The 16111-nt window shown below is 69.5% G+C and carries 14 protein-coding genes; 5 read left to right on the forward strand and 9 right to left on the reverse strand.

Annotated features, from left to right (window positions below; genetic code table 11):
• Positions 1 to 11: 11 nt before the first annotated feature.
• The 5 genes from A5659_RS21240 to A5659_RS21260 form a co-directional block, all read right to left on the reverse strand.
• A complete protein-coding gene (locus A5659_RS21240; RefSeq protein WP_067184064.1) occupies positions 12 to 1802 on the reverse strand; it encodes a glycoside hydrolase family 15 protein in 1791 nt (596 codons plus the stop codon).
• Positions 1795 to 3501: a GMC family oxidoreductase gene (locus A5659_RS21245; RefSeq protein WP_067184068.1), complete on the reverse strand. Its 1707-nt coding sequence runs from the start codon at positions 3499 to 3501 to the stop codon at positions 1795 to 1797. The genes A5659_RS21240 and A5659_RS21245 overlap by 8 nt, the downstream gene beginning before the upstream one ends.
• On the reverse strand, positions 3501 to 4247 hold the full coding sequence (locus A5659_RS21250) for a gluconate 2-dehydrogenase subunit 3 family protein (protein ID WP_066882237.1): 747 nt from the start codon (positions 4245 to 4247) through the stop codon (positions 3501 to 3503). Before A5659_RS21250 ends, A5659_RS21245 begins: the two co-directional genes overlap by 1 nt.
• Positions 4248 to 4265: 18 nt before the next feature.
• Entirely contained in the window at positions 4266 to 4769 is a 504-nt protein-coding gene (locus tag A5659_RS21255; RefSeq protein ID WP_066882235.1) for a hypothetical protein, read from the reverse strand.
• A 448-nt stretch (positions 4770 to 5217) separates the two neighbouring features.
• The gene (locus A5659_RS21260; protein ID WP_067184071.1) at positions 5218 to 6012 is read right to left on the reverse strand and encodes an SDR family oxidoreductase; all 795 of its coding nucleotides are present in this window, start codon (positions 6010 to 6012) and stop codon (positions 5218 to 5220) included.
• 77 nt (positions 6013 to 6089) lie between these two features.
• Here A5659_RS21260 and A5659_RS21265 point away from each other — a divergent pair, with 77 nt between their 5' ends.
• From A5659_RS21265 to A5659_RS21275, 3 genes are read left to right on the forward strand one after another with little or no spacing between them, the layout of a single operon-like run.
• Complete coding sequence (locus A5659_RS21265; protein ID WP_156749301.1) at positions 6090 to 7598, forward strand: HNH endonuclease signature motif containing protein; 1509 nt, start codon at positions 6090 to 6092, stop codon at positions 7596 to 7598.
• A 29-nt stretch (positions 7599 to 7627) separates the two neighbouring features.
• Positions 7628 to 10666, forward strand: coding sequence for an acyl-CoA synthetase (locus A5659_RS21270; RefSeq protein WP_156749302.1), 3039 nt, complete (start codon positions 7628 to 7630; stop codon positions 10664 to 10666).
• Positions 10659 to 10874, forward strand: coding sequence for a Trm112 family protein (locus A5659_RS21275; protein WP_066870523.1), 216 nt, complete (start codon positions 10659 to 10661; stop codon positions 10872 to 10874). Before A5659_RS21270 ends, A5659_RS21275 begins: the two co-directional genes overlap by 8 nt.
• Here the strand turns inward: A5659_RS21275 and A5659_RS21280 are convergent.
• The 4 genes from A5659_RS21280 to A5659_RS21295 form a co-directional block, all read right to left on the reverse strand.
• Entirely contained in the window at positions 10840 to 11463 is a 624-nt protein-coding gene (locus tag A5659_RS21280; RefSeq protein WP_066870525.1) for a TetR family transcriptional regulator, read from the reverse strand. The two genes, A5659_RS21275 and A5659_RS21280, sit on opposite strands and share 35 nt — an antisense overlap.
• Before the next feature lie 70 nt (positions 11464 to 11533).
• Positions 11534 to 12283, reverse strand: a complete 750-nt coding sequence (locus tag A5659_RS21285; protein ID WP_231997960.1) for an ABC transporter permease — start codon at positions 12281 to 12283, stop codon at positions 11534 to 11536.
• A 2-nt stretch (positions 12284 to 12285) separates the two neighbouring features.
• Complete coding sequence (locus A5659_RS21290; RefSeq protein ID WP_066870531.1) at positions 12286 to 13050, reverse strand: ABC transporter ATP-binding protein; 765 nt, start codon at positions 13048 to 13050, stop codon at positions 12286 to 12288.
• 127 nt (positions 13051 to 13177) lie between these two features.
• Entirely contained in the window at positions 13178 to 14455 is a 1278-nt protein-coding gene (locus tag A5659_RS21295) for an ammonium transporter (protein WP_066870534.1), read from the reverse strand.
• A gap of 108 nt (positions 14456 to 14563) precedes the next feature.
• On the opposite strand from A5659_RS21295, the gene A5659_RS21300 reads away from it, so the two are divergent.
• Both A5659_RS21300 and tyrS read left to right on the forward strand, forming a co-directional pair.
• Complete coding sequence (locus A5659_RS21300; protein ID WP_067184081.1) at positions 14564 to 15208, forward strand: DNA-3-methyladenine glycosylase; 645 nt, start codon at positions 14564 to 14566, stop codon at positions 15206 to 15208.
• A gap of 32 nt (positions 15209 to 15240) precedes the next feature.
• The coding region (gene tyrS / locus A5659_RS21305; protein WP_067184084.1) for a tyrosine--tRNA ligase at positions 15241 to 16111 on the forward strand (871 nt) is incomplete at its 3' end.

Consider the following 16111-nt stretch of genomic DNA (forward strand, 5'->3'; position numbering starts at 1 on the left):
GGTCGGAGTTGTCACTGATGGTGGGCGTCGTCGTCGGTGAGGATGGCCGTGCATTCGAGCATCAGGGCGTGCGCGAATGCCTGGGGCAGGTTGCCGCGCAGCTGGCGCTGCCGCACGTCGTACTCCTCGCAGAACAGCCCCGGCGGGCCGCACGCGGCGCGGTTGCGTTCGAACCAGCGCATGGCGCAATCGCCGTGGCCCAGTTGGTGTTCGGCCAGCGCCATCATGAATCCGCAGAGCAGGAAGGCGCCCTCGGCGTCGCCGAGCTCGCGCTCGTCGTGCCGGAAGCGATAGACGAACCCGTCCTCGGTGAGTTCGCGGCGAACGGCGTCCAGGGTGGACCGGGTGCGGGGGTCGTCGGCGGGCACGGCGCCGCGCACCGGCGGCAGCAGCAACGACGCGTCCACCCCCGTCAGCCGCGGGCTGCGCTGCCAGTAGCCGTGCGGGTGCAGGCTGCTCGACGCGGTGTCGGCCAGGATCGCGTCGGCCAGGGAAGCGCACGCGGTGACCTCTGGCCCGGCGCCGGCCAGCTTGGCGACGGCGCGTAGCCCGGCCACACAGGCCAGCCGGGACTGCGTCCAGTGCTCGTTCTCGATTTCCCACACCCCGGCATCCGGTTCACGCCAACGCTTTTCGATGGCCCGGATGGCGGTCTGCACCGCGCGCCACCCCTCGGCGTCGAGCCGGTCGGCGGCACCCGCCTTGGCCAGCAACTGCAGCGCCTCACCGAAGACGTCGAGCTGGAACTGCTGGTTGACCCAGTTGCCGACCTTGTCCGAGCCGCCGGGATAGCCGGGCAGGTCGAGCGTCTCCTCGCCGGGCACCGCGCCGCCGGTGACGGTGTAGGCGGGCTTGAGGTTGGGGCCGTCCTCGAGCAGCCGGGCGCCGACGAATTCGACCGCCCGGTCCAGCAGTTCGGTGGTGCCGACGGCGGCGGCGGCCATGCCGGCGTACACCTGGTCGCGGATCCAGGCGTAGCGGTAGTCGTAGTTCTGGTTGGTGTGCGCGCGTTCGGGCAGGCTCATGGTGGCGGCGGCCACCATGCCGCCCCCGCTGCTGGTCAGGCCGCGCAGCACCGCGTAGGAGTGGCTGCCGTCGCGCGCGGCGATGGTGCAGTTCAGCCGGGGCACGCTGCGCTGCCAGGCGGCCGCGGTGGCGTCCCAGGCCAGGTCGGGGTCCGGCGGCCGCTCGGGCAGCGCGCGTTCGGACAGCTCCAGCACCAGGTCGTGGTGCCGGCCGTCCTCGAGGGTGATCTCGCAGGTGAGCAGCTCGCTCCTGTCGTGCGAGGCCTTGACGACGCGGGCCTGGCAGCCGGCCAGCCACCGCCAGCGCAACCGGCCCGAGCGGCCGCTCCACACGCCGTCCTCGCAGGACGGCTGGCCGAGGCCGTGTTTGCCGAACCCCGCGCCCGGCGCCAGCAGCACCCGCACCCGCGCCGTCCCGCGGCACACCGTGAGGCGGCGCAGCAGCACCACCCGGTCGGGATCGCCCGGAAAGGCGAGCGCCTCACGGCATTCCACCGTGCCGTCGCGGGTGATCCAGCGGTTGCGCCAGATCAGGGTGCCCGGCTCGTAATAGCCCCCCCACACGTGCCGGACGTCGGTCGGCGTGATCGCGTAAACCCCGCCGCCGCCAATGAGATTGGAGAAGACGGCGTCGGAATCCCAGTGCGGCGCGCACATCCACGCGATGTCGCCCTGCGGCCCGATCAGTGCGCCGCGCTCGCCGTCTGCGAGCAACGCGTACTCACGCAGCACCCGGGGGGCGAAGGTCGTCTCGACGTCGATCGTTCGGTCAGCCACGGGCTCTCGCCTCCGACCTCCGTCCCGCAGTGGTATCGATCTTCCCGCCGGCCAACCGTTCGGCGAGCCGCGAGGCCAGCGCCATGATGGTCAGCGCCGGGTTCGCCGAGCCCTGCGTGGGACACACCGAGCCATCGGCCAGAAACAGGTTCGGGACGCCCCACACGCGCTGATCGGAGTCGACGACCGAATTGTCCGGGCTGGTGCCCATCCGGGCGCCGCCGATCAGGTGGGCGAAGCGCTGGATGGTGAGCACGTCCTGGGCGTCGGCGGCGTGCAGGATGTCGCCGATCACCTTGGTGGAGTAGGCCATGTTGGCCTTGTCGTTGTCGCACAGCGTGTAGTCGAACCGGGCCACCGGGATGCCGTAGGGGTCCTTCGCTTCATCCCCAGAGGCCAGCGTCACGCGATTGTCCGGCAGCGGCAGCAGCTCGTTGAGCACGCCAACGGTCGCCCAGTGGTTGTAATCGCGCATGTACTCCCGCATCGCGCGGCCCCAGTGCCCCTCGGCCAGCACGTGTTCGGCCCAGCCGATGGGCAACGGCGATACGGTCTGGATGGCGAAGCCGCGGGCGAAGCCACGGGATTGGTCGGTCTCGTAGAACTGTTCGGAGGTCACCTCCGGGGGCGGCGCCTTGTACATCCGCACCTCCTCGGACCACCGGCCCGCGGACTGGGTGGCGCCCTGAACCATCACATAGCGTCCGACCTGGTCGTCGTTGTTACCCAACCCGTTCGGGAAGCGGTCGCTGGCCGAGTTCAACAGCAGCCGCGGTGTCTCGATCGAATACCCGGCTATGGCAACCACTTTGGCGCGTTGCAGCCGCTCCTTGCCGCCCACCTCGTCGTAGTAGACCACGCCGCGGGCGGCGCCGCTCTCGTCCAGCTCGACGCGCGAGGCCATACAGTTGGCGCGGATCTCCACGGCATGGGCCAGCGCGTCGGGCAGGTGCGTGACGTACGGGCTGGCCTTGGCGTTGACCTTGCAGCCCTGCAGGCAGTAGCCGCGGTAGATGCAGTGCGGGCGATTGCCGAAGGTGCCGTTGACGATGCCGACGGGCCCGACCCGCATCTCGATGCCGAGCTTGAGCGCCCCCCGCCAGATCTTGGCGGCGGCACCCGAAATGGGATGCGGCGCAAAGGGATAGCGATGCGGATCGCCCCAGGGCCAATTCTGGCCGGCCACCGGCAGCTCGAGCTCGACCTGCTCGTAGTGGCGGCGGATGTCCTCGTAGCGGATGGGCCAGTCCGCCCCGACCCCGTCGCGGGTGTAGGTCTCGAAGTCGCTGGGGTGAAACCGCGGGGTGTATCCGGCGTAGTGCACCATCGAGCCGCCCACCCCGCGCCCGGAGTTGTTCTTGCCCAACTCGATCGGGTCATCGCCGCCGATGATGCGTTTCTGTGTCCAGTACAGCGCGTGCGATCCGGCCTCGTCGGACACCCAGTCCTCGTCGGGATGCCAGAACGGGCCGGCTTCCAGGATCACCACCCGCCAGCCCTCGCGGGCCAGCCGCTGCGCGAGCACCGAGCCACCGGCCCCGGCACCGACGACCACCAAATCGACCTCGTCGTCATCGGCGTAGCGCCGCATGGTCTTTTCGCCCGGTAGATCGCGGGTGTGCACGTCGAGCAGGAACCGCGAGTCGTTGTCCTTCGGTCCGACCGCACCCTTGAACAGGCCCCGCAGGAAGTCGCCCATCACAGCTCCCCGTTGTTCACGATTCGCACCGGGTCCTCGTCGGTGGCGCCCCGGGTCTCGTATGGTTCGCGCGCGGCGGCCGGACCGGTGGCGCCGCCGAGGCGCATGAAGCCGCGCGGGTAGGCCGGGCCGCCGAACCCGATCTCGTTCCACGCCCACGGGTGGGAGTAGAAGCCCGACAACGTCATTCGCATGCACACCGACCATGCCCGCTTGACGTTCAGGCTCTGCCACGCCCCGCCCTGCAGGTCGGCCTGGGAGAATTTGTCGATGATCGCCTCGCGGGTGGTGATATCGGCGTCGGCGAAAGAGGTTGCGCCGTAGTGGTTCCTCGCCGTCTCATCGAGCCCGCGCAGCACCAGCCGCCAGGTGTCGCGGTCGTCGGGCATGTCGGCGTACTGGTAGCCGTCGAGGCGCCCGTCGGCGAGCTTGGAGTCCACCGACTCGGCCGCCGGCACCCGCGGTTCGACGTCCTGCGCGAGCACCGTGTCGCAGAACGCGCGCAGGCACGGCTCCTCTTCGGGGGTGAAAAACCGCAGCGGCCCAGGCGGTTCCAGGCGGGCCAGCACCACCTTGCGGGTGGCCTCGTCCCAGTTGTCGGCGGTCTCGAGCACGTCGTAGTCGGGGTAGCGCCCGATCATCTGCGGCGTGACGCCGCGCCGCTGCTTGGGCAGCCAGGACGGGTGCGGTGGTTTGCCGTCGGGGCGCAGGTTGGGCAGGTGGTCGGGGCGTGCGGTGTTGGCCATCTCGGGAATCCCAGCTCCCTAATCCCGGAACCGTTCGCGGCGCAGGATCGACGCCAATAGCCCCATCCCGCCGACCATGCACATCAATCCCGGCGCCGCGATCGGAGGCCCCATCGGCACGTTGTAGGAGGCGTTCTTCCACCCGCCCGGTTTGCGCGCGACCCCGCGCGCGTGCAGGTATTCGCCCATCAGGCCGTTGGCCGTGTAGATGCCCGCGGTGATGGGCAGCCAGAGCTTCGCCCAGCGCCGGGAGAACACGCCGCCGATGCCGGCGACGACCACGGGCGGCGTCACGACGATCGGGCTCCACATCCATTTGTTGCCGAAGCTCGCTTTGTAGTGCTCGAAGTAGATTTCGGCCGTCGTGACCATTGCCGCGATGGCGGTCAGACCGGACAGCGAGCGTTCGAAACGGCCGTGCGCGACGTCGTACAACGCTCGCCCGGCCAAATGTTGGACCTCGCCGAGTCCGTCGCCGGCGGTGCGGCCCTTTTGCCGTCCGCCGTTGCCCAGCAACAACATCTGTCTCCCTTTCTCGCGCGCGTATCCCCGGGCCGGCGGTTACCAGCCCGGGCTGATTTCGTAGATCGAACGGTCGGTGGCTTGTCGCTCGCCGAGCGATTCCGTCGTCGTATCCATCAAGCGACCTCGCCTTCGGGCTGGAAGGAAACACGGTCCCGGCGGGCTTCGGCATCCGCACTGTGGGTGCAGTAACGGTCGCCAAAGCCGCCCAGAAAACTGGGAAGCGCCCAGCTGTGTCTTTCAACCGAGGAGGTCCCGACGACGCGTCGCGACCGAAGCGCATCGGCTGTGTACCCGGCGTCATGCTGCGCAAACGGGTTCGCAGCTGGTTCTCAGCGTGCCTTAAGGAGCGCAGGTCGCGACGACGAATCGGCGGACTCCGCTTTCGCCGGCGGCCGACGGATCACGAAGCGCGGGAACCCAATTCGCGCAGGCGTTTGAGCACGAGTCATCCCACCTGCATCGAAATGGTCGGCGACAGGCGCTCCAGGTACCACAGCGCCTTCCACCACGCCGGCACGATGACGATGGCGTCGCCGCGCAGCACGGCACGCAGGACACGATCGGCGAATTTCTCCGGCGCCATCGGCCGCGTCGGCTCCCAGGCTTTGAGGATGTCCTCGTCGCTGGCGCCCGTATTGTTCATCCGGCCGTAGACGCCGCCGGTGAGGATCGGGGTGCGGATGGCGCCCGGACACAGCACGGACACCTTGACGTTGTGGCGTTCGGCCTCCAGCCGCAGCGCCTTCGACAGTGCGACGACGGCGTGCTTGGAGGCGGTGTAGCTGACGGTGCCGGGGCCGGCCAGCAGACCGGCCATCGACGCCGTGTTCACGATGTGGCCCGAGCGCTGCCGGATCATGATCGGATACACGGCCTGGATGCCGTGCACGACACCGTGCAGGTTGACGGCCAGGACGTCGTTCCAGTCCTCGAGGCTGTAGGAGTCGACCTCACCGCCGACGCCGATGCCGGCGTTGTTGAACAGGTAGTCGATCCGCCCGGAGCGCTGCACGGCCTGGGCGACCGCGTCCTCGAACGCGGGGTAGCTGCGGACGTCGAGCTCGATCGCGTGGGCCTTGCCGGCGCCGAGGCGCTGTGCCAGCCGCTGGGCCGCCTCGAGCTGGCGATCGGCGAGCCAGACCTGCGCGCCGCCGTCGACCAACTTGGTGGCCAGCGCTGCGCCGATGCCCGACGCTCCGCCGGTGATGAATGCGACCTTGCCCGACACGCTCGACGCCATGGGGGCAGGATAGGCGCCGTCTGCGCAGCTCAACAGTGGTTCGCCGGCGATGACTGAAGTTGTCGGTGGCCGGTGGCATGATCGCACGTGTGTTCGAAGAAGTCATCGCGCGGTTCGATGAGCAGTTCGAGCGGCATTATCCGTCGACCACGGGGGAGTCGAGGGCGTTGATCGACGACATCTGCGGGTCGGCGCGGGCGGAGAACCGGGCCGCGGCCGCCCAGTTGGTCGCGATCGGCAAGTTGTTCGCCTACCGGTTGTCGCGGTGTTCCGAGACCGAGGACTGGGCGGTCGACACCGAGGCGGCGGCGGCCGCCGAGGTGGCCGCGGCCTTGCGGATCAGTCAGGGGTTGGCCGCGAGCCGGTTGCGCTACGCGCGGGCGATGCGGGAACGGTTGCCGAAGGTGGGCGCGGTCTTTAGGGCCGGCGACATCGGATATTTGATGTTCCAGACGATCGTGTTTCGCACCGATTTGATTGAGGACGTCGAGGTGCTGGCGGCGGTGGACGCGGCGCTGGCCGCCAACTTGGCGCGGTGGCCGTCGATGACCCGCGGACGGCTCGGCGCGCAGATAGACAAGATCGTGGCCATGGCCGATGCGGATGCGGTGCGGCGACGCAAGGAGTTCGTGGCAGACCGGGAGGTCTGTATCACCGATGGTGTCGGGGGCATCGCGGAGATTCACGCCAGCCTGCTCACCCCGGACGCGCATGCGCTCGACAAACGGCTGGACGCGTTGGCGGGCACGGTGTGTGAGCACGACCCGCGCACCCGCGAGCAGCGCCGCGCTGATGCCTTGGGCGCGCTGGCATGCGGGGCGGACCGGCTTGGCTGCCGCTGCGGGCGCGCCGACTGCGCAGCCGGCAAACGACCCGCGCCGAGTCCGGTGGTAATCCACGTGATCGCCGAGCGCTCGGTGCTGGACGGGGCGGCTAAGGCGCCGGCATCAGAGCTGGGCGCCGACGGGCTAATCGCCCCCGAACTGGTCGCCGAGTTGGCCGCCACGGCCAAACTCTCCCCGCTGATCCACCCCGGCGAGGCCGCCCCCGAGCACGGCTACATCCCTTCGAAAGCGCTGGCCGATTTCGTGCGGTGCCGGGACCTGACCTGCCGCTGGCCCGGCTGCGACCGCCCGGCCACGGACTGCGACCTCGACCATACGATCCCGTACGCCGACGGCGGGCCGACGCATGCGTCGAACCTCAAGGCGCTGTGCCGCACCCATCATTTGGTCAAGACGTTTTGGGGCTGGCGCGAACAGCAGCTGCCCGACGGCACCCTGATCCTGACCTCACCGGCCGGACACACTTACGTCACCACCCCGGGCAGCGCGCTGCTGTTCCCCAGCCTGTGCGTGCCCACCGGCGCGATACCGGCTACCGAAGCCGACCCGCCCCGCGACTACTGCGCCGACCGGACGGCGATGATGCCCAAACGCCGCCGCACCCGCGCCCAGGACCGCGCCGCGCGCGTGGCCACCGAACGCCGCCACAACCGCGACGCACGCCTGGCCCGAGCGGCCCCACCGGCGAACCACGCCTGGCCCACCACGCACGGGTTCGACGAGGATCCACCACCGTTCTAACGGGAACCACCGCCCTTCTAGCTGCCCTGATGTGCCATGATGTCCAAGCTGTCAAGACTCAGGGAGCAGCAGTGGATCTCAATTTTTCGATGGTCACACGACCGGTCGAGCGGTTGATCGCTACCGCGCAGAACGGGCTGGAGGTCTTGCGACTGGGGGGCCTGGAAACCGGTAGCGTGCCGTCGCCGTCGCAGATCGTCGAGAGCGTGCCGATGTACAAGCTGCGGCGGTATTTTCCGCCGGACAGCCGGCGCGGCCCGTCACCCGCCGGGCCGCCGGTGCTGATGGTGCACCCGATGATGATGTCGGCGGACATGTGGGACGTCACGCGCGAGGAAGGCGCGGTGGGCATCCTGCACGCCCAGGGCATCGACCCCTGGGTCATCGACTTCGGCGAGCCGGACAAGGTCGAAGGCGGCATGCGGCGCACCCTGGCCGACCACATCGTCGCGCTCGGCCAGGCCATCGACACCGTCAAGGATGTGACCGGCAGCGACGTGCATCTGGTCGGCTACTCCCAGGGCGGGATGTGGTGTTACCAGGTCGCCGCCTACCGGCGTTCCAAGGCCCTCGCCAGCATCGTCACCTTCGGTTCGCCGGTGGACACGCTGGCCGCGCTGCCCATGGGCATCCCGGCGAATTTCGCGGCGCCCGCCGCCAATTTCATGGCCGACCACGTCTTCAGCCGGCTGGCGATCCCCAGCTGGATGGCGCGCACCGGCTTCCAGATGCTCGACCCGCTCAAGACCGCCAAGGCGCGGGTGGACTTCCTGCGCCAGCTGCACGACCGCGAGGCGCTGCTGCCGCGCGAGCAGCAGCGCCGATTCCTCGAGCGCGAAGGCTGGATCGCGTGGTCGGGTCCGGCGATCTCCGAGCTGCTCAAGCAGTTCATCGCGCACAACCGGATGATGACCGGCGGCTTCGCAGTCAACGGCCAGATGGTGACGCTCACCGACATCACCTGCCCCGTGCTGGCGTTCGTCGGCGAGGTCGACGACATCGGACAGCCCGCCTCGGTGCGCGGCATCCGGCGGGCTGCCCCCAACGCCGAAGTCTACGAATACACCATCCGCACAGGGCATTTCGGCCTGGTCGTGGGATCCAAAGCGGCACAGCACAGTTGGCCGACGGTTGCCGAATGGGTGAAGTGGCTGTCCACCGGCGGCGACAAACCCACCAGCATCGACCTGATGGCCGACCAGCCCGCGGAGCACACCGACAGCGGGGTGGCGCTCAGCTCCCGGATCGCGCACGGCCTCGGGGAGGCCTCCGAGGCGGCGCTGGGCATCGCGCGTGGCGCGGCCAACACCGTCGTCGCCGCCAACAAGTCCGTGCGCACCCTGGCCGTCGAGACGGCCCGGACCCTGCCCCGCCTGGTCCGCCTGGGCCAGATCAACGACCACACCCGAATCTCGCTGGGCCGCATCATCGAAGAGCAGGCCCACGACGCCCCGCAGGGCGAATTCCTGCTGTTCGACGGCCGCGTGCACACCTACGAGGCGGTGAACCGGCGCGTCAACAACGTCGTCCGCGGCCTGATCGACGTCGGGGTGCGGCAGGGCGATCGTGTCGGCGTGCTGATGGAGACCCGGCCCAGCGCGCTGGTGGCCATCGCCGCGCTGTCCCGGCTCGGCGCCATCGCGGTGGTGATGCGGCCCGACACCGACCTGGCCGCCTCGGTGCGGCTCGGGGGAGTGACCGAGCTGCTGACCGACCCCACCAACCTCGACGCGGTGCTGGGCTCCGACCGCCAAGGCCTGCGCCAGGTGCTGGTGCTCGGCGGCGGCGAGTCGCGGGACCTGCACCTGCCCGAGGACTCCGACGTCATCGACATGGAGCAGATCGACCCGGACGCCGTCGACCTGCCCGGCTGGTATCGCCCCAACCCGGGACTGGCCCGGGACCTGGCGTTCATCGCGTTCACCGCGGCCGGCGGCGAGCTGGTGGCCAGGCAGATCACCAACTACCGCTGGGCGGTGTCGGCCTTCGGCACCGCCTCGACGGCCGCCCTGGACCGCCGCGACACCGTCTACTGCCTGACGCCGCTGCACCACGAGTCGGCGTTGCTGGTCAGCCTCGGCGGCGCCGTGGTCGGCGGCACCCGCATCGCGCTGTCGCGCGGCCTGGACCGGAACCGATTCGTCCAGGAGGTGCGCCAGTACGGCGTCACGGTGGTGTCCTACACCTGGGCCATGCTCCGCGAGATCGTCGACGACCCGGCGTTCGTGCTGCAGGGCAATCACCCGGTGCGGCTGTTCATCGGTTCCGGCATGCCGACCGGGCTGTGGGGGCGCGTCGTCGAGGCGTTCGCGCCGGCCCACGTCGTCGAGTTCTTCGCCACCACCGACGGACAGGCGGTGCTGGCCAACGTGTCCGGCGCCAAGGTCGGCAGCAAGGGCCGACCGCTGCCGGGCGCCGGGCGCATCGAGCTGGGCGCCTACGACGCCGAGCACGACCTGATCCTGGAGAACGAACGCGGCTTCGTGCAGATCGCCGCACCCAAGGAGGTCGGGGTCCTGCTCGCGGCCTCCAACGGCCCGATCGATCCGAGCGCCTCGGTCAAACGCGGCGTCTTCGCCGCCGGCGACACCTGGATATCGACCGAGTACCTGTTCTATCGCGACGACGACGGCGACTACTGGCTGGCGGGCCGGCGCGGCTCGGTGGTGCACACCGCGCGCGGCCTGGTCTATGCCGAGCCGGTCACCGACGCGCTGGGGTGCATCAACGGTGTCGACCTCGCGGTCACCTACAACGTGCCGTTCGGCAACCTCGATGTCGCGGTGTCGGCCGTGACGTTGTTGCCCGGGGCCAGCATCACCGCGGCGGATCTGACCGAAGCCTTCGCGGACCTGCCGATCGGACTGGGACCCGACATCGTGTGTGTCGTACCGGAAATGAACCTGAGCGCGACCTACCGTCCCACCGTCAGCGCGCTGCGGGCGGCCGGGATTCCCAAGTCCGGGCGCCAGGCTTGGTATTTCGACACCGCCAGCGAGCAGTACCGTAGGTTGACGCCCGCTGTGCGGGCGGAATTGAGCGCCGTGTATCGAGGTGACGATGATTGACCGGGCATTGCTCGACATCCTGGTGTGCCCGGACGACCGGGGCCCGCTGGTGCTGGTCGGCGAGGAACTGCTCTACAACCCGAGGCTGCGGCGCGCCTACCGCATCGAGGACGGCATCCCGGTGCTGCTGATCGACGAGGCCCGCGACGTCGGCGACGACGAGCACGCGCGGATCATGGCACAAGACCATCCGGCAGATCCCCGGTGAGATAGCGCTGCAGGTTCGGCGCGATGGTCCGGGCGACCTGCTCGGGCGGCAGCGACGCGAACGGCTCCAGTGCCAGGATGTAGCGCGCCATCACCACGCCCACCAGCTGCGAGGCCACGAATTGGATGCGCAGGGTTCCGCTGCCCGCCGGATTGTCCACGCGGCTGCCGACTTCGACGGCGATCACGTCCTCGATGAAGGTGCGGAACAGGTTGGTTTCCGAACCGGCCAGGATCGATCGCAGCGTGGCGATGAACGCCGCACCGATCTCGGAGTCCCACAGCGGCAACAACATTGAGGGCAGCCGGTAGCCGAGCTCCTCGACGGGCACCTCGCGTAGCGGGCCGATGACCTCCATCGGGTCGATCGGGATGTGCACGGCCGCGGCGAACAGCTGCTCCTTGGTGCCGAAGTAGTGGTGCACCAGCGCCGAGTCCACGCCCGCCGCCGCGGCCACCGCCCGTATGGAGGTGTTACGGATTCCTTTGCTGGCGAACAGCTCTCGCGCGCTGGCCAGGATGCGGTCGCGGCTGTCGGAGACACCGGCCGGCCGCCCCCGCCGCCGGCGCCCGGCGCTGGTGGCCGTCACCAGGCGCGGCCCGCCACTACCGCTCCGTGGCGACCCGCCGCGCCCGGCTGCGCCGCGCTTGCGATCGCCACTAGGGCGTCCGCCGCCGCAGCGTGGCCGCGGCCAGGCACAGCGCCGCCAGGGCGAAGCCCAGCACCACGACGATGTCGCGCACCGCGATGAACGTCAGGTCCGGGTGGGCACCCACCTGCTGTAAGGCCTCCAGCGCGTAGCTGGCCGGCAGCACGTTGCTGATCCATTGCAGCCAGTGTGGCATCAGGGCCCGCGGCACGATGATGCCGGCCAGCAACAGCTGCGGCACCATTACCAGGGGAATGAACTGCACGGCCTGAAACTCGGTGCGGGCGAACGCACTACAGAGCAGGCCAAGGCCGACGCCCAGCACGGCGTTGACGATCGCGATGACGAACACCCAGACCGGGCTGCCCGCCGTGTCGAAACCCAGCAGCCAGAACGAGACGATGCACGCCAGAATCGCTTGCGCCGCAGCGGCGACGGAGAAGGCGGTGCCGTAGGCGATCAGCAGATCGAGGCGCCGCAGCGGCGTCGTCAGAATGCGCTCCAGCGTCCCGGAGGCCCGTTCACGTTGCATGGTGATCGCGGTGATGATGAACATCACGAACAACGGGAACAGGCCCAGCAGGATAAGGCAGGCGTTGTCGAACGGGGTCGGGCCGCCCAGGCGGTGCGGGGCGTTCTCAAACATGAAGTACATCAGCGTGATCACCAGGACCGGCACCAACAGGATCATCGCGACGCTGCGGCGGTCGCCGACGAGCTGGCGCAGGATGCGCGCCGTCGTCGCGGTGTAGCCGCGCAGGGTCAGCCCGCTTCGCGCATGGTGCTGCGCTTGATGATGGACAGAAACGCGTCCTCCAGTGACGTGCATCCGGTGTCCTCTCGCAGTTGGGTTGGGGTGGTGTGGGCGACCAACCGGCCGTCACGCATCAGCAGCAGGTCGCCGCAGTGATCGGCCTCGTCCATCACGTGGCTGGAGACCAGTAGCGTGGTGCCGCCGCGGGCCAGTTCGGCGAACTGCTCCCAGAGATCCGCGCGCAGCACCGGGTCCAGGCCCACCGTCGGCTCGTCGAGCACCAGCAGGTCGGGCTGGCACACCAGCGCGCAGGCCAGCGACACCCGGGTGCGCTGACCCCCGGAGAGGTTGGCGCACAAGGCGGTTCGGTGATCGGTCAACCCCACCCGGTCGATGGCGGCGTCGGCGGCCTGGCCGTCGAACCCGTACAGCGCGGCGAAATAGCGGACGTTGTCCACCACCCGCAGGTCGTTGTAGATCGTCGGGTCTTGCGGCAGGTAACCGACGCGGTGGCGCAGTTCGGCGCTGCCGGCGGTTTTGCCGAGCACGGTGACGGTGCCCTTGGTGAGGATCTGGGTGCCGACGATGCAGCGGATCAGTGTGGTCTTGCCGCAGCCCGACGGTCCGAGCAGGCCGGTGATGCTGCCCTTGGCGATCTGCACGGAGAAGTCGTGCAGGGCCGGGCGTTTGCCGCGGATGACGCGCAGGTGATCGATGCGCACCGCCGGCTCCGCGGGGCCAGCAATTAATTCATCACGGGATGAACTCATCATGCGATGAATAATCGTCGCGTCGCGCCGGGTTGTCAAGGGCTGCCGACGACGGCGCGAGGGGTCGCGGTTCCGTCGCCGTAGTGAGTTTTAAACGGCTGGCACGGCCGCTAGCGCCGCGCCGACGGGCCTAGTTGAAGCGCTCGCCGGTCGCGGGGCGGCGCTGCGGCAGGTGCCCGTGCACGCCTTCGGCGTAGGCGGTTTCGGCGTGCTGGGTGAGGTCGACGCCGGTGGTCTCGTCCTCGGCGCTGACCCGGAATCCGATCAGCCGGTCGATCGCCTTGCCCAACACGAACGTCATCGTGAACGCGTAGAGGGCGACGACCGCGATCGCCAGCGCCTGCTTGCCCAACTGGCCGAAGCCGCCCCCGTAGAACAGGCCCCGCGGGCCCGCCGTCATGACCGCGGTGGCGAACAGGCCGATCAACGACACACCGACCACGCCGCCGACGAAGTGCACGCCCACCACGTCGAGCGAATCGTCATAGTTGAAGCGCAGTTTCGCGCCCACGGCGAACGCGCACACGACGCCGGCCGCGAGTCCGACGACGGTCGCGCCGAGCGTGTTGACGGTGCCGCAGGACGGGGTGATGGCGACCAGGCCGGCGACCACTCCCGACGCCGCACCGAATGTGGTGGGCCGGCCGTCGCGGATCTGTTCGACCGAGAGCCAGCCGAGCATGCCCAGGCATCCGGCCACCAGGGTGTTGAGGAAGATGGCCGCGGCGGTTCCGTTGGCGGCCAAGGCGGAACCGGCGTTGAACCCGAACCAGCCGAACCACAGCAGCCCGACGCCGACGAACAGCAGCGGCAGGTTGTGCGGCCGCATGGCGTCCTTCTTGAACCCGATGCGCGGCCCGAGCACCAGCGCCAGCGCCAGCGCCGAAGACCCGGAGACGATCTCGACGACGAGCCCGCCCGCATAGTCGAGCACGCCGAGCTTGGCCAGCCAGCCGCCGGACCCCCAAACCCAGTGCGCGACAATCGAATACACCGCGATCGTCCACACCGGGACGAACACCATCCAGGCGGCGAACTTGGCGCGGTCGGCGATCGCCCCGCTGACCAGGGCGGCCGTGATGATCGCGAAGGTCAACTGGAACGTGGCAAAGAGCAGTTCGGGGACCGTGCCGTGCACGGTGTCGGGGGTGATGCCGAGCATGCCGAAATGCCTGAGGTTGCCGGCGAGTCCGCCGACCCCGTCCTCGGAGAAGGCGATGGTGTAGCCCACCAGCAGCCACGCCACCGTCACCAGCGGTATGGAGATGAAGCTCATCATGATCATGTTGAGCACGCCGGTGGTGCGGACCATGCCGCCGTAGAAGATGGCCAGGCCGGGGGTCATCAACAGAACCAGTGCGGTGCTGGCCAGCAGCCACGCGGTGGCGGCGGGATCGATCGCATGCATCAGGTGGGCTCCTTCTCGCGGCCCTGGGGTCACGGGACACCGGGATACTGCCACGTCCGGGCTGCCGGTAGGTTCGTTGGGTTAAGAAAAGAGGATTCAGGATCTGATGTGGTCGAGGCTCGAGGACGATTTCGCGGAGGCACGGCTGCGGCCCAGCTGTTAGTCGACCCGGTCGAGGCTGCGCGCCGGCTCCTGGGCGCCACCCTGACCGCGCGGGGCGTGAGCGGGATAGTCGTCGAGGTCGAGGCGTATGGGGGAGTTCCCGACGGTCCGTGGCCCGACGCCGCCGCCCACTCGTACAAGGGATTGCGCGCCCGCAACTTCGTGATGTTCGGGCCCCCGGGGCGGCTTTACACCTACCGCAGCCACGGGATCCACGTCTGCGCCAACGTGTCCTGCGGGCCCGACGGCACCGCCGCCGCGGTCCTGTTGCGCGCCGCCGCCATCGAGGACGGCACCGAGGTCGCCCGCGCCCGCCGCGGCGAGCTGGTGCACACCGTGGCCCTGGCGCGCGGCCCGGGCAACCTGTGCGCTGCCATGGGAATCACCATGGAGGACAACGGCATCGACCTGTTCGCGCCCGACAGCCCGGTGCGCCTGGAACTGCACGAACCGCTGACCGCGACGGCCGGCCCCCGGGTCGGCGTCAGCCAGGCCGCCGACCGGCCGTGGCGGTTGTGGTTGCCCGGGCGCCCGGAGGTCTCGGCCTACCGCCGCAGTCCCCGCGCGGCGGCGCCGGGCGCCAGCGACTAGCCGAACCGATCTGGGGTGAAAGGATCTTGGACATGGGCGAGAACATCATCGACGAGCTGGGCTGGCGCGGCCTGATCGCGCAGTCCACCGACCTCGATGCGCTGGCCGCCGAAGCGCAGCGCGGGCCGCTGACGGTGTACGCCGGCTTCGACCCCACCGCGCCGAGCTTGCACGCCGGGCACCTGGTGCCCCTGCTGGCGCTGCGCCGCTTCCAGCGCGCCGGCCATCGCCCGATCGTGCTCGCCGGCGGGGCCACCGGCATGATCGGCGACCCGCGGGACGTCGGCGAGCGCACCCTCAACGAGGCCGACACCGTCGCCGAATGGACCGAGCGGATCGGCGGACAGCTGCGGCGCTTCGTCGACTTCGACGATTCGCCCACCGGCGCGATCGTCGTCAACAACCTGGACTGGACCCGCCCGCTGTCGGCGATCGAGTTCCTTCGCGACCTCGGCAAGCACTTCTCGGTCAACGTCATGCTGGACCGCGACACCGTGCGGCGGCGCCTCGACGGCGACGGCATCTCCTACACCGAGTTCAGCTACATGCTCCTGCAGGCCAACGACTACGTCGAACTGCACCGGCGGTACGGCTGCACGCTGCAGATCGGCGGCTCCGATCAGTGGGGCAACATCATCGCCGGCGTGCGGCTGGTGCGCCAGCAGCTGTCCGCCTCGGTGCACGCGCTGACGGTGCCGCTGGTGACGGCCGCGGACGGCACCAAGTTCGGCAAATCCACCGGCGGTGGCAGCCTGTGGCTGGACCCGGCGCTGACCACGCCGTACGCCTGGTACCAGTACTTCTTCAATACCGCCGACGCCGACGTCGTCCGCTACCTGCGCTGGTTCACCTTCCTGACCGCCGACGAGCTCGGCGAGCTGGAACAAGCGACCGCCGAGCGTC

Source organism: Mycobacterium sp. 1165196.3, from assembly GCF_001673415.1.
Lineage (GTDB): Bacteria > Actinomycetota > Actinomycetes > Mycobacteriales > Mycobacteriaceae > Mycobacterium > Mycobacterium europaeum_A.